The sequence below is a fragment of the Mucilaginibacter hurinus genome, assembly GCF_003324525.1.
GTDB classification, from domain to species: Bacteria; Bacteroidota; Bacteroidia; order Sphingobacteriales; family Sphingobacteriaceae; genus Mucilaginibacter; species Mucilaginibacter hurinus.
Window position 1 is genome coordinate 374,432 of the sequence record NZ_QGDC01000001.1, and the last position, 18,157, is coordinate 392,588.

Consider the following 18,157-nt stretch of genomic DNA (forward strand, 5'->3'; position numbering starts at 1 on the left):
AATGGATAAAAACGCAAAAATATACATAGCGGGACACCGCGGAATGGTTGGATCTGCCATCCATCGCAAACTGAATAAAGAAGGGTTTAATAACATTGTAACGCGCACGTCTGATACCCTGGATCTGCGCGACCAGCAACAAGTAGCTGATTTTTTTGAGCAGGTAAAACCCGATTATGTATTTTTAGCAGCAGCTAAAGTTGGCGGTATTGTAGCCAATAATACATACCGGGCAGAGTTTTTGTATGAGAACCTGCAGATACAAAATAACGTTATCCACCAGTCATACCTTAACGGGGTTACAAAACTGATGTTTTTAGGGAGCAGTTGTATTTATCCTAAACTAGCCCCACAGCCGCTTAAAGAGGATTATTTACTTACCGGGCCGCTGGAAATAACCAATGAGCCTTATGCTATAGCTAAAATTGCGGGTATTAAAATGTGCGACGCATACCGTTCGCAATATGGCTGCAATTTCATATCGGTAATGCCTACTAACTTGTATGGTTACAATGACAATTACCATCCTGAAAACTCCCATGTGCTGCCAGCGTTAATACGTCGATTTCATGAGGCTAAAGAGCAAGGTGCTCCAACAGTTACTATCTGGGGCACTGGTTCGCCAAAACGCGAATTTTTATTTGCAGACGACCTGGCGGAGGCATGTTTTTATTTAATGCAAAACTATAATGAACCAGGGCTCGTAAACATAGGCACCGGTGAAGACCTGTCAATAAAAGATTTGGCGCTGCTTGTTAAGGAAGTTGTAGGATACCAGGGCACCATTGACTTTGACACATCAAAACCTGATGGCACGCCACGCAAGTTAATGGATGTTACCAAGCTCCACAACCAGGGCTGGAAACATACCATCGAATTGCCTGAGGGTATTGCTCTGGCTTACCAGGATTTTTTAAAAAAGAATTTGGTTAAATAGTGATTGAAACGGAGATAATGGATTAGTAGCCGACCGGTAAATTTACGGCAACTGCTTTCAACACGCTTATATATAATATCCATGAAGAACATCATCATAACCGGCGGCGCAGGTTTTATAGGCTCACATGTAGTGCGGCGCTTTGTACACACCTATCCCAACTACAACATTATAAATGTCGACGCATTGACCTATGCCGGTAACCTGGAAAATTTAACTGATATAGAGCACCTGCCCAACTACACGTTTGAGCGTGCGGACATTAAAGACGCAGATGCTATAAATGCATTGTTTGAAAAACACAGTGTGACTGATGTAGTGCATCTAGCGGCCGAATCACATGTTGACCGGTCCATCACCAATCCGCTTGATTTTGTTTACACCAATGTTATCGGTACGGTAGTACTTTTAGAAGCCGCGAAAAAATACTGGAAAGATGATTACTCAAAACATCTTTTTTATCACATATCAACCGACGAGGTTTATGGTTCTTTAGGCACCGAAGGCTTTTTTACCGAGAATACGCGTTACGACCCGCATTCGCCTTACAGCGCAAGTAAAGCTTCAAGTGATCATTTTGTTCGCGCCTACCATGATACATATGGCATACCGATTGTGGTATCAAACTGCTCAAACAATTACGGGCCAAACCATTTCCCCGAAAAGCTGATACCACTGCTCATTAACAATATTATTACCAATAAGCCGCTCCCTATCTACGGCGACGGCAAAAATGTGCGCGATTGGTTGTACGTGAAAGACCATGCGCGTGCTATAGACCTTATATTTCATAAAGGTAAAACCGGCGACACATACAACATAGGCGGATTTAATGAATGGGCCAATATTGACCTTGTGAGGGTGCTTTGCCGGCAGATGGATGAAAAGCTTGGACGTACACCGGGTGCCAGTGAGCAACTGATAACCTTTGTAAAGGACCGCCCGGGCCACGATGCCCGATATGCCATTGATGCTACCAAGTTAAATAAGGAGCTTGGCTGGGAACCATCAGTAACCTTTGAGCAGGGCCTGTCGGAAACTATCGACTGGTACCTTGATAACAAAGATTGGATAGAACACGTAACCAGTGGAGCTTATGCCGATTATTATGAAAACCAATATGATAAACGCTGATAAATGACCATTGAACTCACACCATTACAGGGATTGGTATTATTAACACCGGCGATATTTAAGGACGACCGTGGTTATTTTTTTGAGAGTTTTAATCAAAACAAATTCAACACACTTACAGGTACGAGTATCAATTTTGTACAGGACAATCAATCGTACTCTGTTAAAGGGGCACTTCGCGGACTGCACTTTCAGCGCGGCGAACACGCCCAAGCCAAATTGGTACGTGTATTAAAAGGCGAAGTACTCGATGTCGCCGTGGACATACGTCCAGGATCGCCTACCTACGGACAGCATTTTAAACAAATCTTGTCTGAGAGTAATCACCTGCAAATGTTCATTCCACGGGGATTTGCACACGGGTTTAGCGTATTAAGTGACGAGGCAGTATTTTTTTATAAATGTGATAATTTTTACAACAAGGCATCAGAAGGTGGATTACATTATGCCGACCCGGCATTGGCCATTGACTGGGGTATGCCGCATGATCAGCTTATTGTCTCAGAGAAAGACGCCGTGCTGCCGTATTTAGCAAATATTGAAGGTTAAAACCAGGAGAGGCCATGAAAAACGTAGTAATTTTTGGCGCATCAGGCCAGTTAGGCCACTGTTTTAAACAGGTAGCCGAAAACGAGGGGATAACCTCAATATATTTTCCGCCCGAAAGCGAAGCCGATATACTTAATCCGGAAGCACTGGCAAGAGTATTTAATCAATATCAGCCCTTTTACGTTGTAAATTGCGCTGCCTACACAGCTGTAGATAAGGCTGAAGATGATATTGAACTCGCGGAGAAAATAAACCGTACAGGCGCAGCTAATCTTGCTAAAGTATGTGCTGAATATGGCTCGGTTTTAATTCACGTATCCACTGATTTTGTGTTTGAAGGGAACAATCCAATCCCCCGTAAAGAGGACGATGTTGCTCAACCTATTAATGTTTACGGGCAAACCAAACTGGATGGGGAAAAGGATATAGCGGCTTTACTGGAGAAGTACTTCATTTTACGCACCAGCTGGCTTTACTCTGAATATGGCAATAATTTTGTAAAAACCATGCTTAAACTCGGTTCGGAGCGTGAGGAACTTAAAATTATAGCTGACCAAATAGGTACGCCCACCTATGGGATAGACCTCGCGTACGCCATTATGCAGATAGTCAACACAGAAAACACCTGCTATGGCATATACCATTACAGTAACGAAGGCGTGGCGTCATGGTATGATTTTGCCCATGCTATCTTTGAGCTTTCAGACACCCATGTAAAAGTACTGCCCATACCTACCAGCGATTATAAAACAAGGGCTATACGCCCGGCCTACTCAGTGATGGACAAAGGCAAAATAAAATCTACACTGGGCATTGAAATTCCGCATTGGCGCGATAGTTTGCATATTTGCATAAACAGGTTGATAAATGGTTGATTAACGGGTAGACACTGGCGAGTAGAGGATAGTATTTTGAATTAAATTTGGGGTTTAGAATTTATTAGTTGGTACTTATAATTTAAGAGCATGAAAGGCATCATTTTAGCAGGCGGATCAGGAACAAGGCTATACCCTATTACCAAAGCCATCAGCAAACAGCTGATGCCTATTTATGATAAGCCGATGATCTACTACCCATTGTCGGTATTAATGCAGGCGGACATCCAGGAAATCTTAATTATTACCACCCCTGAAGACAACGAAGGCTTTAAACGCCTGCTGGGCGACGGCCGCGAACTGGGCTGTCGTTTTGAATATGCCATACAGGAAAAACCGAACGGCCTTGCGCAGGCTTTTGTAATTGGCGAGAGCTTTATAGGCAATGATAAGGCAGCACTAATATTAGGCGACAATATATTTTACGGCACCGGGTTTAATGAACTGATACGCACATTTAATGATGTTGATGGCGCTGCGATTTTTGCTTACCCTGTTGCCGATCCTGAACGATACGGTGTAGTTGAATTTGACCAAAACCTAAAGGCAGTTTCTATCGAAGAAAAACCCGATAACCCCAAATCCAAGTTTGCAGTTCCCGGGTTATATTTTTACGATAACAGGGTTATTGAGATAGCTAAAAACCTTAAACCATCTCCGCGGGGCGAATATGAGATTACTGATGTAAACAAGGCTTACCTTGAAGCGGGCAATTTGTATGTAGGCGTTATGGACCGCGGTACCGCCTGGCTTGATACCGGAACATTTGATTCGTTGAGCGATGCTACAGAATTTGTGCGCGTAATTGAAAAACGCCAGGATACAAAAATAGGATGTATTGAAGAAGTAGCCTATCGCCGGGGATTTATTAACGCCGAACAGTTAAATACCCTGGCGCAACGCTATATAAAAAGCGGTTACGGCAAGTATTTGCAAAAACTGTTAGATTAATAAGCACAATTAATCATTCGCGCTAAAGGCTACAAAATATTCTTATTGGTCCCGTTACGTTGCGGTCTCACTATTACCAGTTGCGTTACCTGCACTTCTTTATTTCGCGTTGCCTTATTCAAAAAAGACGGGCTTAAGCGAGTGATAGCATAGTTTTCAAAAGTTTTTAAGGGGTATATGTGCCAGCCTTTAGCTGACAGCCGGGTAACAGTTGCGGCTTCGGCGTACAACATAAAAGGCTTGTCAGGTAAATCACCGCTGCCATCAGGAGAAATAGTTATCATCGGCTGGTTGAGGTAAAACTCCATACCAAAATTTGATATATCTACGCTTTGTAGTACAGGCAGGCGCTGCGGGTTGTTTCGGTTTATCCACACAGCGGCCTCGCTGCCCGCCTGGTACTTCATTACCGACGGATAAAACACCAGGTTAAGATACACATTGACAACACAGGCCGCCAAAATAGTGGCAAATCCTGTTTTTTCATACCACGTAACGCCTATGCTGCGCGGCAAAACCATCATACAAAAAACCAATATAAACAACAATGCAGCAGTAGCAATTCCGAAGGTTTCCGGGCTATAAAAATAGTGCAATGCTGCCAAAAGCAATATTAACAGCATAATTATTGCGCCTTGTACAACACGCACGGTATTAATAGTTTTTGCTGATTTAAGGCTACAAATGTATTGAGCCGTAATAATGGCGAAAAATGGAAAAACGATATTCAGGTAGTGGGGTAACTGAAATTTGGAAACGGAAAACATAAGGAAGGTTACCATAGCACCGCTAACGCAGTACCATTCATGTAACCTGGTTACACGCAAACCGTTTTTAACGTACTGAAACAGTGCCGCGAACAGTAGCAGTGACCATGGTAAAAATGCCCACAGCGTGGTATGTACAAAAAAAGACAGATCACCGCTGCCTTTGATTGGCCCGGTATTAAAAAAGCGTCCGAACTGACTATCCCAAAAAAAGAATTTTACGCCTGATACGCCTGTTTGACCGAAGACAACCTTTTCGGGATGTGCGTCAAATTGTACATATACACTGTAAACCTCGGGCAATATAAACACACCAACTAATATGATAGCGGCAAGCCACCGCCAGTGCAAAAGACGATGCCATTGCCGGGTGATAACAAGGTGACCGACGATGGCGCTGCCAATTGTAATAAGGGCAAACATACCCTTAGTCATTACGGCACAGGCAGCAAATATGCATCCGGCAAGCAGATGCCAAAAGTTATTATATATGTCTGCTCTGTAATAATGATATACAGCTGCTATAATAAGCCCGGTTAAATAGGGCTCGGCCCGTACATCATTATTTGATAAAATTATATGCTGCGAAGTAAGTAACACAAGCACCGCCCATATCGCCACTTGTTTATTATACAGTTTTTGAGCAAATAGCCAGGTATAAACTGCGCCTAAAAACATAAATACGATTCCCGACAGTTTGTAAGCCCAGGCGCTTATTCCGAAAATCTTAAAGAACAACGCGGCCACCCAAAACGGAAAATGTGGCTTATCCAGCCAATCGGTACCCCGCACGTAAATATTTATATAATCATTACGCAGTACCATGCTTTTGGCAATTGTAGCATACAGAGTGGCGTCGGGGTTCATTAGCGGAACAAACAGCCCGCTCAGGTTAATAAGCACGGCTAGTGCAACAAAAAGATACAGCCACTTATTTAATGTAATTGTTTTTTGCATACGGCACAATGCTTGCGGTGTAAATATATCAGATTTTTACGGCGCTTAACAATTTGAATTGCCGCCGTCTCTCAAAGTTTAGTATATTGTAAATAGCTATGAATCGAAGAAGTTTTTTACGCAGTACAGCCCTGGCAGCCGGGTCTCTTCCCCTGTTAAACAATCACAGTTTTGCATCATGGCTTAACCCGCAAACCATGCAATTTAAGGTGCTGCGCAACAATGTAGGTTTTTTTACCGAACAAGGCGGCACAATAGGCTGGCTAAGCAATAAAGAGGGTATCGCGGTGGTTGATGCGGAATTTCCGGAACAAGCCAGGCACTTAATAACTGAATTAAAAAAACAGTCAGACAAGCCCTTTAAATGGCTCATCAACAGCCATCATCATCCCGACCATACCGGCGGCAATATTGTTTTTAAGGGATTGGCCCGCAATGTAGTGGCTCATGCTAATTCCCTTACTAATCAAAAAAAGCAGGCAGCGGAACAAAATAAAGAAGACCAGCAATTATATCCCGACACTACGTATACTGATGAATGGAAAGTTAAATTGGGTGACGAGCTGATACACCTACATTATTTTGGCCCCGGCCACACCAACGGCGACAGTTTGATACATTTTGAGAATGCAAATATAGTGCATACCGGCGACCTGGTATTTAACCGGCGGTATCCGCGGGTAGATCGTAAAGGAGGCGCTTCTGTTAAAAACTGGATAAACGTATTGCAAAAGGTGCAGCATCACTTTGACAGGGACACGTTGTTTATTTTTGGCCACGCGTTTAACCCGGAAAAAGTTACAGGTAACATGGCTGATATTGCGGCAATGCAACATTTCATAGAAAGACTTATAAATTATGTTGAAAGCGGCATAAAAGCAGGTAAAAGCAAAGATGAGATACTGGCAACTAAAACTATACCCGGCGTTACCGAATGGCAGGGCGACGGCATACTTTACGGGCTCACAGCAACCTATGAAGAATTGAGCGTTATATGAAGTTATGGACTAAAGCTTTACTGTGGCTGATGGGCATTTTAGCTTTATTTTATGCAGCCGTTTGCTTGTTCTTTTATTTTGCACAGGACAAAATCATTTTTCCGGCCCATAAACTTACCGCTGATTACCAATTTGAATTTACATACCCCTTTAAAGAATACGCCATACCAAATGGTAAAGATACCCTTAGCGGGATATTGTTTAAAGCTTATGAAACTAAAGGATTGATATTTTACCTGCATGGTAATGGTGGCGCACTTGATACCTGGGGAACGATAGCACCAGCATATACCCAAATGGGATATGATATCTTTATGCTTGATTACCCAGGTTACGGCAAAAGTACCGGCAATATTGAAAACGAACAGGATCTGTTGAAGGCTGTGCAAACCGCTTACGATACCATAAAGGTTGGATATACAGAAAACCAAATTGTTGTTTTTGGTTTTTCTATCGGTACCGGTGCGGCTGCCTGGCTTGCATCGCATAGCCAGCCAAAGGCGTTAGTTTTATTGGCCCCCTACTATAGCATTGCCGACCTGGTAAATCGGCGTTACCCCTTTCTGCCAGGCTTTTTAGCTAAGTATAGCTTTGCTACGTTTAAATATATTGAGCGGGTAAAAGCACCGGTACATATTTTTCACGGAGACGAGGATGTTGTTATTGAGCACGCAGCTTCAATAAAACTACAAAAGCATTTCAAAAAGGGTGATCAGCTTGTTATTCTTGAGGGCCAGGGCCACAACAATATACAGAACAACAAAGTATATCTATCCAAATTAAGCGCTATATTGAATTAAATTTTATGGTATGAAAAGTATATACGTTATCATCATTTGCTTAATCGCAATCAATCCTTTAACGGCTTTTCCGCAAAGTAAGAGTATAAAAGTCCGGGCCAATCACCAGGCACTGTGTGTTAAGGATCTTGAAGCAAGCGTGAAATTTTATAATGAAGTGATTTTACTTGAGAAGATGACCAGTCCGTTTAATAACTCCGCTATTCAGTGGCTAAAAACCGGGCCGACAACCGAGTTACATTTGATTAAAGGCGATTGTGCCGGGGCAAAGCACTTTAGTAATGTGCATATGTCTTTTGCAGTATCGTCAATGGCCGACTACATGAAACACCTTGATAAATATAATATTGCCTACAGCAGCCTTTCCGGCGAAAAGAAGCCCCAAACCAGAGGCGATGGTGTTCAACAGATATATTTCCAGGATCCGGATGGTTATTGGATTGAGATTAACGACGCGAAGTAAACGTCAATATTAATACTCAATACCGGCTACCTCTTTTTGTTTAATGGTTACCGAGCCCGCACCGTTATAAATGTTAAGGTTGATAGATACGTTGTACAAATCGCTATCAAAAATAAATATGTTTTTATCGGCATCCAAGCCCTTGAAGCTAAGTTTAAGGCCTGCTTTGCCTGCTTGCGTTACCAGGCCCAAAATATGCTGCTTGTTGTTTGAAGTATAGTAAACATTACGTAATAAAGCGCCATTATCCAACTTAGTGCCATCGCCCACCATTACCGTTTCCCATTTAAAATCAGGCGTGGTGCGTTTATAACCTTCCATCTGCATGCCGCTGGTGTTTTTCATGTTATAGTCCCGCTTAAAAGAACGTGCCTGGGTTAAGTAATTATATGCCTCCTGATTACTCAGGTGTGCAAGGTTAGTAAGATCATTAAATGTTACGCTTTGGCCGTGTACATATCCACCGGTTAACATCAAAAGGATAAGCAGGTATTTTTTCATCATATTCCTTACCAAATATACTTAATTCAAAAATAAATCAAATGGTGTGCCTGAGCACGCTCCTGCTTCAAAACAAGCCTCATCCGGTCGTTAGCAGATGATTAAACTCCCCAATTCTCCGCAGGATGGGGAATCAGCTGTCAACGCTTGTCCACCTTACCGGCTATTTAGTGTATGGTTGTAAACAAAAACTGGAACAAAGAACGCATAATGGTCAGCGGTTTTGTCTGCTCCAGGCCATCACCAGCGTTATCATTTGATTATAAGTAAGCAGGCCCTGCGGCTGGTTGTTGGCCTTTAAAAAATTGTCGTAAAAAACACTGCTAATTTTCTCCAGGCGGCCTTCATAATATGTCCAGTAAGCGTGCTCAGCCTTTAAATCTGCCAGGACGTTGGCAGATATACGCTTTTTGTAAAGCTTAAAGGTTACACTATCGGTAGCGCGCAAGGCATACATAAACTCTGTCATGCCTGAATAATAAGCTGAATAGCGCAACAAACGGTTGTTTGAACTTATGCCGGCAATATACCCGGCAAAATTGGCTTCATCTTCGGGCGCTATACCCATTTGGTGGGAAAGTTCGTGGCATGCAACAAACGGCTTTAAAAATACAGGCATTCCGTAGTTTATTTGTGCCTCGGTGGTAAAAGGATTATAATAACCCGATGTTCCCAAATAATTCATTAGCGGTGTAAGTAACGACGATTTTATTTGCGGCCTGTGCGGGCGAAATTGATTTGAGTGCGCCGACATTTTTTTTACAGCATTTATAGCTACAGCATAAATTTCTTTACTATCTGGTTTAAGGTCAGCACCGGCGAGCCTACTACGCGTAGCGTTGGCACTGTCTATCAATAAAGCAGTTACTGCTTTTAACTCCCGTACTGTATAAGCGGTATCAGACAGGCCAAAACGCTGCGATGCAGGCGGCCTGAAATAGTTCATACCCCAAAAAACATAAAAAATGACAACGGCAGATTGTGCGCTGATGATGAGTCCCGTTAAAGTAATAAAGCCCCTTTTAAATTGCTTTGTAAAAAACAACTTTAAAAGTTGGATCAACCCGTATATAATACCACCGACCATTGCCACATATAATACGTCGCCAACACTAAAGGGAAACAGGTTCAACACCGGATGTAAAACCTTACAAATAAATTGGTAAACGCCACCCCAATAATAGCGCTCAACAAACCCGGGGTACCCTGCCAATATAATAAGCAAAAAGATAATGCCTGTAAGTATGCCTATGGTAATACCGCGATTAATTAATTTTTTATTGACGGGGGTAGCCATGCAGTAAATATACACCTGATTATGCCAAAACAAAAAGGCCATCCAGATGACTCGGGATGGCCTTTAAAAATAACTAATTACAACTATTTTATTGAGACTGGAATGGTTACGTCATCCCAATTAAGGGTGAACCCGTCGGTGTTGATTTTGTATACCAACCGCTCGTGTTTTTCGGCAGATTTAACCGGCTTAACTGTTGCACGCAAAGCATCCTGCGCCACATCATATTTATAAGAACCCGGCTGAACGGCGATCTTATTAAAAATAATAGTCCAGTCGCCTTCAGTAGGTATAGTAAAGAAACTGTAAGTACCTGCAGCTAACTTTTTGCCTTCAACGGTGATGTCTTTATCGGTAGTAAAAGTAGTGGCCATATTGGCACCTGAACGCCATACCTGGCTGTAAGGCACAAGTGAACCCCAAATTTTACGGCCCTTAACTGATGGGCTTCCGTAGTTTATGGTAATAGTAGCGCTGCCTGCCTTTGCCGTTACACTATCGCGTGGACTTGCCAATGGCTTCGGATCCGTTTGGGCCGATGCAACACCTGAAATTAAAAGAGCCAATATCATAAACGATAACGACTTTAACTGAAATGCTTTTTTCATAGTAATACTTTTTTGTAAGTGCGTTTGTAAAGGTAAAATGAAAAATAATATATCACGGAGTAATAACTTATTATTTACGGTTTTAGTTTATGAATTATAAAAAACAGCAAACTAAATTGCAGGAGAACGTGTTATACATACAGAATCACATTGCAATTAGGAATTGACCTTTTAAGGTTAAACAATTGTTGTGAATTTTGCCCTTGCCCTTCGATAAGGCAGGGGTTTTTTTATTATCCCGTTGAATATACGGGCTACTACGCATTGATATTTGCCTGTATATTAACCATCACTCTCATCTTTTATTTCCTGCCAATACACAGTATTCAACAGCAAACCGTTTTTTGAAGCAACAAAAGCCTGGGTTTTCTCCAATTCAGCTTTTACTTCTTCGGGTGTGAGCGAGCCGCTTAATGAGTAGTAATAAATTGAATAACCGGTACTACTGTTAATAAATTTATAGTGCTTATCTGTAGGTTCCATAACCCTGTTATTTATACTTAAACAACAGGATTACGAAGAAATGGTTTGTAACTTGCCCGGTTTTGAGCCAGACAAAGAACATTTTTTTAAACAGAAAGTTTTTTTCGTTAGCAAATAATATCGATTTTTGAACGTTATTTCTATATTTACAACGCATGGCCAAAAAAACTGACTTTACATATTCAGAGTATTCTGAACCGCACCGTATACGCACTAAGCAAATTCTTAAGCAATACCCACATATACGTGGCTTAATTGGTAAAGATCCTACTACTATTTTCGCTATTATAGGTTTGGTACTTTTCCAGGTGGCAATGGCCTGGGTTGTGCGCGACCAATCATGGTGGATAATAATTGGTGCCGCTTATTTATTGGGGGCATTTGCCGACCACGCTTTGTTTGTAATGATACATGAATGCGCGCATAAGTTGCTTTTTAAGAATGCCAACGCTAATCGTTGGGCCGGCATGTTTGCCAATATGCCGCAAATATTCCCAAGTTCGGTGTCTTTTGAGCGTTATCACATTAAACACCACTCATTTCAGGGTATCCATGAACTTGATGCAGACCTTCCTAACCGTTGGGAAGCAAAAATGATAAATAATTCATTTTTAGGTAAAGCAATCTGGCTGTTATTTTTTCCTGTATTCCAGTTGTTCCGTTTATCGCGGTTACGCGAGATACAAAATTTTGACTGGTGGATTGTAGCTAACGTAGCGATACAAGTGGCTTTTACCACCGCTATCTGGTACTTTATGGGCTGGGCCGCTGTTGGATACCTTTTCCTGAGCTTTATGTTCTCGGTAGGGCTGCACCCGCTTGGAGCGAGATGGATACAAGAGCACTACTTAACACATAGCGCCGACCAGGAGACATACAGTTATTATGGCAAGCTTAATACGGTAGCTTTTAATGTGGGCTTTCATAACGAACACCATGACTTCCCATCTATACCATGGAACAAATTGCCGGCTATTAAAAAAGCAGCACCGGAGTACTATGATACCCTGCACTACCACAAATCATGGACAATGCTGTTTTTACGTTTTTTGTTTGACCGCGAAATATCATTGTTTAACCGGATATTGCGTAAAGACCGCGGCCGTGTGCCATTAAAGGACGTAGCCAAGCCTGATGCTGAAATGAAGATAGAAGAGCAACCTACAGCGGTGTAGTTAGCGCCCGATAAACTCAGCATTTAACAAGATAAAAAAAGTCGCTTTGCATAGCGACTTTTTTTGTGTAATAGATTTGCTTGTGTAGGCTGTTATCTTCCGGTCTCCATTAACTTAGCATCCAGAAACTTTTTAGCCCGTACTACGTCGCTCTCGTCAAGGTGCTCTATAATAACCGGAATATTGGGGTGGTCGCGTCCAAGCCTTTCAAGATACAGGTTGTAATTTAGCCAGCCTAAGCCCGGCGCCGGCAATTCTATTATCCCTACCCCGCGTAGTTTATGTCCTTCTGTACCTTCAATACCAGCCATACTTACACCCTGCATTTGGGCTGCCCGCTTAACATCCTTAGCGTGAGCAATTACAATCTTGTTTGACAAAGCATCAAAAATATGGTTCAGGGTGCTGTCCATCGCATCAATATTGTGGTCTTCAAAATAATTTGTAGGGTCCATAAGCAAACCCAGGTTGGGATGATTCACATCATTAAACAAACGCAACGTTTCTTCAACAGTGCCTATCACGTTATTTACATACGTTTCAACTAAAAATGTCACCCCATGTTCAGCGGCAAACCGGGTTATATTACCGATAACATCCAGGCACTCTTCATACCCTTCGTCAGTTTTGTTCGCAGGGTGATGCATCCAGTCGCTATCCCGGTTAAAAGTTCCTGTTTCACTAATTACATAAGGGGAGCCAAGTTCAAGCGCGAATGTTATAATCTCTTTAAGGCGCGTCAGGTTGGCTGTGCGCTTTACCGGATCGGGATGGATTAAATTAGTATAACCAGATATACAACACACCGGTAAATTATAAGTACGAAAAGCATCACGAACTTTGCGGCACTTCTGCCGGGTAATCTGGCCTGCCGAAAGGTCTATATCTTTAAAGCTTACATCAAGTTGAACCGTATTAAAACCTAAGGAGCGTATACGTTCGGCAGTTTCATTAACCGAATAAGGAAAGTAACCTGTAAATATTCCCGTCTGAATCATTCGCTGTTCGCTGTTATTTGTCTTTCTTTCAACTACCCCCGCAATATATTTCTTCAATAAAAACCGGCCGGTGTTGTTTAAATGATAAGTAGCATGCATCAACCAGGGCCATCGTTTTTAAATTATCTGCACCGCTTATTTCAGGCTCGCTACCGTTCTCAATCGCACAAAGCAACTGAGCCATTGGTCCGGCAAAAGCATCAGGAAACCAAACTTCGTTCCAGCGCGGGCTTATCCACTCGCCGGGATACAGGGTACTGGTTATGTCAATTGTACTCGGTTTTCTTTCAGGGTATGCGGGCCATCCTATACTGCCCTTAGCCATACCCGCGGTTCCTTCTACCCGCCAGTTTATATAATGGCTTGCTATGGCACCTTCCCTTGCCGGCCCAGTCCAAATATCGTCCCATGCTACGGCACGTAAGCCATTAGCATATTCGAGTATATATACACATACCCCATCCTCGTGATCGAAGTCTTTCTTTATTCGAGGATCCTGCGTTACACTCGCGTAAACACACAGCGGTTCACCAAATAAATACCTGAAACTGTCCAGGTGATGGATACTCATTATACGCAATGTTGCCCACCCCATTTTTTTTTGCCAATCCATAAAGTGCGGTATAGCACGCATATCAATGGTAGCAAAAACCGGGTTGCCTAATAAGTGTTGCTCAATTGCGGATTTACAAGCACGTATAGACTGATCATACCGCATATTTTGGTTTACAGCAAGCGTTATCCCGGCATCCGCGCACAGCTTAACCACCGTTAAAGCCTCATCAAAATTTACGCCCATAGGCTTTTGTACCAGTATACCTTTAATGTGCTTATGCTTTACCGCCTCGCGCACAATATCTACTTGTACATCCGGTGGAACAGCAATGTCAAGGATACTGACTTGGGGGTTAGCAATTACATCGCGGTAATCGCTGTAAAAATTTTTAATGTTATGCCTTTGCGCAACAGCCCGGCTTTTCTCCGGTTCACGCGATGAGATGGCCACCGGATTAAAACCGGCTTGCCGGTAGGCCACTAAATGACAATCGTCCATTATAAATCCTGCCCCTATGCAGCCTATGCCGGGTGTACGGTTGCGCGGTAATGCAGGAAGATAATTAAGGTTGACGGATGACATTATATGTAAAGGTACTGACGGACACGGCCGGTTCAAAGGTTAAGATAAAATAAAGGTAGTTTCACCACTTTTAAATCAAAAAAATATAGTTTTTTGACATAGTATGATTAATGTAAAAAAAATTATGCACTTTAACCTTTTATTATGCTATGCGACCGTTAATTCAAAAGTTACCGCTATCCAAAAATTCGTCGTTTTTGATAGACAAGTTTTTTACACCTGATTTTGAAACACCCTGGCATTACCATTCGGAATACGAGATAACATTGATATTAAAAGGTAAGGGGAAGCGCTTTATAGGCAATCATGTAGGCGATTTTGCCGAGGGCGAGCTTATTTTACTGGGCCCCAACCTACCCCATTTATTCAGAAAAGATAATCCGGATGAGGAAGGTGGCTCGATGGTGGTGCATTTCCAGGAAGATTTTTTGGGACCCGGGTTTGCTGCCATACCTGAGATGCAAAAAATTAAATTATTGTTTGAGAGGTCAAAAATGGGTGTAAGGGTTGTGGGTAAATCACGCGAAGTTTGCGCAACGCAAATGAACAACGTTTTTAAACAGAGCGGCATGGACAGGTTAATAGCCTTACTGCAATTATTAACCATGCTGGCGCATACTGATGAATACGAGCTTTTGTCAAGCCCGGAGGTGGGAGGCCAAAACGCCCGCGACAGTGACCGGCTAAATAAGGTATTTGATTATGTAATGACGCACTTTACGGAAAACATACAGCTTGACAAAGTGGCCGAAATAGCCAACATGAGCTATTCGGGATTTTGCCGTTATTTTAAAAATCGTACTAAAAAGAATTTTTCGCACTTTGTAAATGAAATACGTATTGGTTACGCCTGCCGGCGCCTTATGGAAAGCGACGTATCAGTTAGTACGGTATGCTATGAGTGCGGGTTTAACAACCTTACCAATTTCAACGAACAGTTTAAAAAGATAATTAAATTAACGCCCCATCAATTTAAGATAAAAAACAGGCAATAACGTTGTGTTAGGTATATTTTATTTGTTTTTTAAATATAATATCCGGTAATTTGCTAATTAAATTAGCAAAAATATGGCGGGAATTACAGCAGCAGATAAGATAATTATATTTAGCAGATACATAGGGCAGCAAGTAGTTATAAATAGCCTTTTAAATAACGAAAAAGATGTAACCGGCACCCTGCAGGGCATACGTAATAACGCGCTGCTTATTGATGTGAGCGGCATTAACCGCTGGATACCGCTTTCAGATGAAATTACTCTCTGCGATATTAAACTTTTGCTTAAGCCTTTAAAAAAACTTACGGCACAAATTATTGATACAGCCAATAATTTACCGGTGCAGGCATTTATTACGCCATATTATCAGCAGCTTGGCTTTGATATGCCTGTGTTTATTGCACCGGGCCATCCATGCAATTGCCGTTATGTACATGAGTTACATCTGGCAGATTACCGTACCGCAGCAGAGATAGACTTTAGCAAACAATTAATAACTGCCAATATTTAGTCCGTTATAAAATTTGTAATTTTTATGACAATTATCGAAGTCGGTAATAACTATTTGCGATAAATAATAAAAAAATCATAATATATTGCTAATTTGCCTGTTAATGGTCAGAATGAGCAGGCGCAAAAAATTACGAATACTTATAATAGTGGTTTCCATCATATTTATAGGCGCTTATGCACGGCATAGGTACCTGGATGATAAATATACTGTATCAGGCCGTATCCAGAGTAAAGCTGCCAGCGAGATTTCAGGCATAGCCGGCTCGCTTAGTAATGAGGGAGTTTACTATGTGCATAACGACAGCGGTGATACCAGCCGCTTTTTTGCTGTAAAAAGTAACGGACACGTACTTTCAACCATATATTATAACTGGAGCATGATTAAGGCAATATCTGCACATGATTGCGAAGATATTGCTACCGGTCCCGGCCCGGTTAAAGGCAAAAATTATATTTACATTGCAGATATTGGGGACAATAATTCAAGTAAAAACTTCGTAAGCATTTACCGGGTAGCAGATGGCACTCAACTTATCAAAAAAAAAACCACGCATACAACCGCGGTAGCACTTAACTTAAAATACCCTGACGGGCCTAAGGATGCCGAAACCCTGATGATAGATCCCGTTGACAGACTATTTTATATTGTAACCAAGCGCAGGGACAGCGTAACCGTATATACTGCCCCTCTTGCATATAAAGCCGACGATACAGTAACCCTCACAAAGCGATGCAAACTATTTATCCCCGGAATAAAGCCGTTTAAATGGGTTACCGCCGGAGATATATCAAAAGATGGGCAACAAGTATTGCTGAAAAATTATGAGCGGGTGTATTACTGGCTACGAAAAAATAACGAACCGATATGGCAAACGATGCAAACGAAGCCCCGGAAATTATCATACCTGCAAGAAAAACTAGGTGAAGCAATAGGTTTTACTAATGACGGATCCGGTTATTATACAACCAGCGAAGGCGTTTTTTCATACCTTTACTATTACCATTCGCCAAGCCAGTTTGGCTTTTAACCTTGTTCGCAAATTGCTTTATGGCTACATTATTATTGAAACACAATTTATTAATTATCAGTCCTTTTTACCGTTTTCAACGCTTTTTATCTCGTCTTTGCGATCTTCATTAAAATCAAATTCTTTAAATTCAGGAGTTTGTTGAAGGTCCATGCTGTAACTGGTTAGTTCGTCAATTTCAACCGTTACATCCGTTGCTGTCAAATCAATAATGTGACCTCCACCGGCTTTATTGTCCTGCAAAAAATGAAAGTGATAGCCCGCAATAAAAGGTCCTTGAGCAAACTCACCTAGTTTAAACCCTACCAGGTCACCTTTTACATCTTTAAACTCAAAAAAACGCTGATTGGCTAATAAAGCTGCCAGCGGCTTGTACGGCTTTTCAACGGCTGGGAATGCACGAGTTTTAACATAGCTGAAACTGCCCGATACATGTATGGCATACATACCGTTTTGATTAGTGGTTACGCTATCTAAAAATTTGAAAAAGTCCGCTTTATTAAGCGTTCGGCCGGGCCTTATTACTTTATCAGCCTTGAAGAAACACGATATGGCATATGGCGCTGTACCTTTTGTATCTATAACTGTTGTTTTTCCTGTATAACGTGTTTGGTAAGGAATGCCTTTAAATATCAGCAACTCGCCGTCAAGTTGTTCGGGCGCACCCAATCCAAAATCGCCATGGGCTAAAATTTGCTTGTAAGGGAAATGTACATCATACAATCCGCCTATAAAAGCGCTGGCGTAACCTGCACTGTAAAGGTTGTCATATTTCCCCTGCGATGGCTTCTGGGCAACAGCTACGCCATAAAAGCACAATAAAAAAAATAAAGCGATAAAATATCCTGGAATACTTGTTTTCATAAAGCGGGTTTGACGATACAATAATAACAAAAAGAAAACATTACTTTGATAAGCGAACCGATACAGTTGCGTTACAGCACCTTCGAAAAAACCTGAATAATTTGGTTACCTTAGCCCATCTAAATT

Annotated in this window: 20 protein-coding genes; 12 read left to right on the forward strand and 8 right to left on the reverse strand. The window is 41.8% G+C overall.

From position 1 onward, the window contains the following. Position 1: 1 nt before the first annotated feature. The 5 genes from fcl to rfbA all read left to right on the forward strand — a co-directional run bounded on the left by fcl (position 2) and on the right by rfbA (position 4,446). Positions 2-937, forward strand: coding sequence for a GDP-L-fucose synthase (fcl, locus tag DJ568_RS01575; RefSeq protein ID WP_114003472.1), 936 nt, complete (start codon positions 2-4; stop codon positions 935-937). A gap of 81 nt (positions 938-1,018) precedes the next feature. Continuing rightward, entirely contained in the window at positions 1,019-2,071 is a 1,053-nt protein-coding gene (gene rfbB / locus DJ568_RS01580) for a dTDP-glucose 4,6-dehydratase (protein WP_114003473.1), read from the forward strand. Positions 2,072-2,074: 3 nt separating this feature from the next. Next, a complete protein-coding gene (gene rfbC, locus DJ568_RS01585; RefSeq protein WP_114003474.1) occupies positions 2,075-2,620 on the forward strand; it encodes a dTDP-4-dehydrorhamnose 3,5-epimerase in 546 nt (181 codons plus the stop codon). 14 nt (positions 2,621-2,634) lie between these two features. Further along, positions 2,635-3,495: a dTDP-4-dehydrorhamnose reductase gene (gene rfbD / locus DJ568_RS01590; protein WP_114003475.1), complete on the forward strand. Its 861-nt coding sequence runs from the start codon at positions 2,635-2,637 to the stop codon at positions 3,493-3,495. Positions 3,496-3,585: 90 nt separating this feature from the next. Further along, positions 3,586-4,446, forward strand: a complete 861-nt coding sequence (gene rfbA, locus DJ568_RS01595) for a glucose-1-phosphate thymidylyltransferase RfbA (RefSeq protein WP_114003476.1) — start codon at positions 3,586-3,588, stop codon at positions 4,444-4,446. Positions 4,447-4,475: 29 nt separating this feature from the next. On the opposite strand, the gene DJ568_RS01600 is transcribed toward rfbA, so the two are convergent. Beyond that, complete coding sequence (locus DJ568_RS01600; RefSeq protein ID WP_114003477.1) at positions 4,476-6,170, reverse strand: ArnT family glycosyltransferase; 1,695 nt, start codon at positions 6,168-6,170, stop codon at positions 4,476-4,478. 98 nt (positions 6,171-6,268) lie between these two features. Here DJ568_RS01600 and DJ568_RS01605 point away from each other — a divergent pair, with 98 nt between their 5' ends. From DJ568_RS01605 to DJ568_RS01615, 3 genes are read left to right on the forward strand one after another with little or no spacing between them, the layout of a single operon-like run. After that, the gene (locus DJ568_RS01605; RefSeq protein WP_114003478.1) at positions 6,269-7,168 is read left to right on the forward strand and encodes an MBL fold metallo-hydrolase; all 900 of its coding nucleotides are present in this window, start codon (positions 6,269-6,271) and stop codon (positions 7,166-7,168) included. Further along, positions 7,165-7,968: an alpha/beta hydrolase gene (locus tag DJ568_RS01610; protein WP_114003479.1), complete on the forward strand. Its 804-nt coding sequence runs from the start codon at positions 7,165-7,167 to the stop codon at positions 7,966-7,968. Before DJ568_RS01605 ends, DJ568_RS01610 begins: the two co-directional genes overlap by 4 nt. A 10-nt stretch (positions 7,969-7,978) precedes the next feature. Further along, positions 7,979-8,431: a VOC family protein gene (locus DJ568_RS01615; RefSeq protein ID WP_114003480.1), complete on the forward strand. Its 453-nt coding sequence runs from the start codon at positions 7,979-7,981 to the stop codon at positions 8,429-8,431. 9 nt (positions 8,432-8,440) lie between these two features. Here DJ568_RS01615 and DJ568_RS01620 read toward each other — a convergent pair whose 3' ends face one another. The 4 genes from DJ568_RS01620 to DJ568_RS01635 all read right to left on the reverse strand — a co-directional run bounded on the left by DJ568_RS01620 (position 8,441) and on the right by DJ568_RS01635 (position 11,320). Continuing rightward, on the reverse strand, positions 8,441-8,935 hold the full coding sequence (locus tag DJ568_RS01620) for a hypothetical protein (RefSeq protein WP_147238688.1): 495 nt from the start codon (positions 8,933-8,935) through the stop codon (positions 8,441-8,443). Positions 8,936-9,146: 211 nt separating this feature from the next. Continuing rightward, positions 9,147-10,229 (reverse strand): DUF3810 domain-containing protein, encoded by a 1,083-nt coding sequence (locus tag DJ568_RS01625; RefSeq protein WP_158534848.1) that lies wholly within the window; start codon positions 10,227-10,229, stop codon positions 9,147-9,149. Between the two features lie 83 nt (positions 10,230-10,312). Next, complete coding sequence (locus DJ568_RS01630; RefSeq protein WP_114003483.1) at positions 10,313-10,837, reverse strand: DUF2911 domain-containing protein; 525 nt, start codon at positions 10,835-10,837, stop codon at positions 10,313-10,315. Between the two features lie 282 nt (positions 10,838-11,119). After that, complete coding sequence (locus DJ568_RS01635) at positions 11,120-11,320, reverse strand: hypothetical protein (RefSeq protein WP_114003484.1); 201 nt, start codon at positions 11,318-11,320, stop codon at positions 11,120-11,122. 155 nt (positions 11,321-11,475) lie between these two features. On the opposite strand from DJ568_RS01635, the gene DJ568_RS01640 reads away from it, so the two are divergent. Continuing rightward, positions 11,476-12,495 (forward strand): fatty acid desaturase, encoded by a 1,020-nt coding sequence (locus tag DJ568_RS01640; RefSeq protein ID WP_114003485.1) that lies wholly within the window; start codon positions 11,476-11,478, stop codon positions 12,493-12,495. Between the two features lie 92 nt (positions 12,496-12,587). Here the strand turns inward: DJ568_RS01640 and DJ568_RS01645 are convergent, their stop codons facing one another. Together DJ568_RS01645 and DJ568_RS01650 are read right to left on the reverse strand one after the other, a co-directional pair. Further along, complete coding sequence (locus tag DJ568_RS01645; protein ID WP_114003799.1) at positions 12,588-13,493, reverse strand: sugar phosphate isomerase/epimerase family protein; 906 nt, start codon at positions 13,491-13,493, stop codon at positions 12,588-12,590. A gap of 28 nt (positions 13,494-13,521) precedes the next feature. Then, the gene (locus tag DJ568_RS01650) at positions 13,522-14,631 is read right to left on the reverse strand and encodes a Gfo/Idh/MocA family protein (protein WP_114003486.1); all 1,110 of its coding nucleotides are present in this window, start codon (positions 14,629-14,631) and stop codon (positions 13,522-13,524) included. 149 nt (positions 14,632-14,780) lie between these two features. On the opposite strand from DJ568_RS01650, the gene DJ568_RS01655 reads away from it, so the two are divergent. The 3 genes from DJ568_RS01655 to DJ568_RS01665 all read left to right on the forward strand — a co-directional run bounded on the left by DJ568_RS01655 (position 14,781) and on the right by DJ568_RS01665 (position 17,167). Continuing rightward, a complete protein-coding gene (locus DJ568_RS01655) occupies positions 14,781-15,626 on the forward strand; it encodes an AraC family transcriptional regulator (protein ID WP_114003487.1) in 846 nt (281 codons plus the stop codon). A 73-nt stretch (positions 15,627-15,699) separates the two neighbouring features. After that, entirely contained in the window at positions 15,700-16,137 is a 438-nt protein-coding gene (locus DJ568_RS01660) for an LSm family protein (RefSeq protein ID WP_114003488.1), read from the forward strand. Positions 16,138-16,249: 112 nt separating this feature from the next. After that, positions 16,250-17,167 (forward strand): hypothetical protein, encoded by a 918-nt coding sequence (locus DJ568_RS01665; RefSeq protein ID WP_114003489.1) that lies wholly within the window; start codon positions 16,250-16,252, stop codon positions 17,165-17,167. Between the two features lie 57 nt (positions 17,168-17,224). Here the strand turns inward: DJ568_RS01665 and DJ568_RS01670 are convergent, their stop codons facing one another. Beyond that, on the reverse strand, positions 17,225-18,031 hold the full coding sequence (locus DJ568_RS01670) for an acetolactate decarboxylase (protein ID WP_114003490.1): 807 nt from the start codon (positions 18,029-18,031) through the stop codon (positions 17,225-17,227). Positions 18,032-18,157 lie beyond the last annotated feature (126 nt).

Coding starts and splice junctions, on each gene's coding strand:
- fcl (WP_114003472.1), top strand. CDS start 2: ATGGATAAAAACGCAAAAATATACATAGCGGGACACCGCGGAATGGTT.
- rfbB (WP_114003473.1), top strand. CDS start 1,019: ATGAAGAACATCATCATAACCGGCGGCGCAGGTTTTATAGGCTCACAT.
- rfbC (WP_114003474.1), top strand. CDS start 2,075: ATGACCATTGAACTCACACCATTACAGGGATTGGTATTATTAACACCG.
- rfbD (WP_114003475.1), top strand. CDS start 2,635: ATGAAAAACGTAGTAATTTTTGGCGCATCAGGCCAGTTAGGCCACTGT.
- rfbA (WP_114003476.1), top strand. CDS start 3,586: ATGAAAGGCATCATTTTAGCAGGCGGATCAGGAACAAGGCTATACCCT.
- DJ568_RS01600 (WP_114003477.1), bottom strand. CDS start 6,170: ATGCAAAAAACAATTACATTAAATAAGTGGCTGTATCTTTTTGTTGCA.
- DJ568_RS01605 (WP_114003478.1), top strand. CDS start 6,269: ATGAATCGAAGAAGTTTTTTACGCAGTACAGCCCTGGCAGCCGGGTCT.
- DJ568_RS01610 (WP_114003479.1), top strand. CDS start 7,165: ATGAAGTTATGGACTAAAGCTTTACTGTGGCTGATGGGCATTTTAGCT.
- DJ568_RS01615 (WP_114003480.1), top strand. CDS start 7,979: ATGAAAAGTATATACGTTATCATCATTTGCTTAATCGCAATCAATCCT.
- DJ568_RS01620 (WP_147238688.1), bottom strand. CDS start 8,935: ATGATGAAAAAATACCTGCTTATCCTTTTGATGTTAACCGGTGGATAT.
- DJ568_RS01625 (WP_158534848.1), bottom strand. CDS start 10,229: ATGGCTACCCCCGTCAATAAAAAATTAATTAATCGCGGTATTACCATA.
- DJ568_RS01630 (WP_114003483.1), bottom strand. CDS start 10,837: ATGAAAAAAGCATTTCAGTTAAAGTCGTTATCGTTTATGATATTGGCT.
- DJ568_RS01635 (WP_114003484.1), bottom strand. CDS start 11,320: ATGGAACCTACAGATAAGCACTATAAATTTATTAACAGTAGTACCGGT.
- DJ568_RS01640 (WP_114003485.1), top strand. CDS start 11,476: ATGGCCAAAAAAACTGACTTTACATATTCAGAGTATTCTGAACCGCAC.
- DJ568_RS01645 (WP_114003799.1), bottom strand. CDS start 13,493: ATGATTCAGACGGGAATATTTACAGGTTACTTTCCTTATTCGGTTAAT.
- DJ568_RS01650 (WP_114003486.1), bottom strand. CDS start 14,631: ATGTCATCCGTCAACCTTAATTATCTTCCTGCATTACCGCGCAACCGT.
- DJ568_RS01655 (WP_114003487.1), top strand. CDS start 14,781: ATGCGACCGTTAATTCAAAAGTTACCGCTATCCAAAAATTCGTCGTTT.
- DJ568_RS01660 (WP_114003488.1), top strand. CDS start 15,700: ATGGCGGGAATTACAGCAGCAGATAAGATAATTATATTTAGCAGATAC.
- DJ568_RS01665 (WP_114003489.1), top strand. CDS start 16,250: ATGAGCAGGCGCAAAAAATTACGAATACTTATAATAGTGGTTTCCATC.
- DJ568_RS01670 (WP_114003490.1), bottom strand. CDS start 18,031: ATGAAAACAAGTATTCCAGGATATTTTATCGCTTTATTTTTTTTATTG.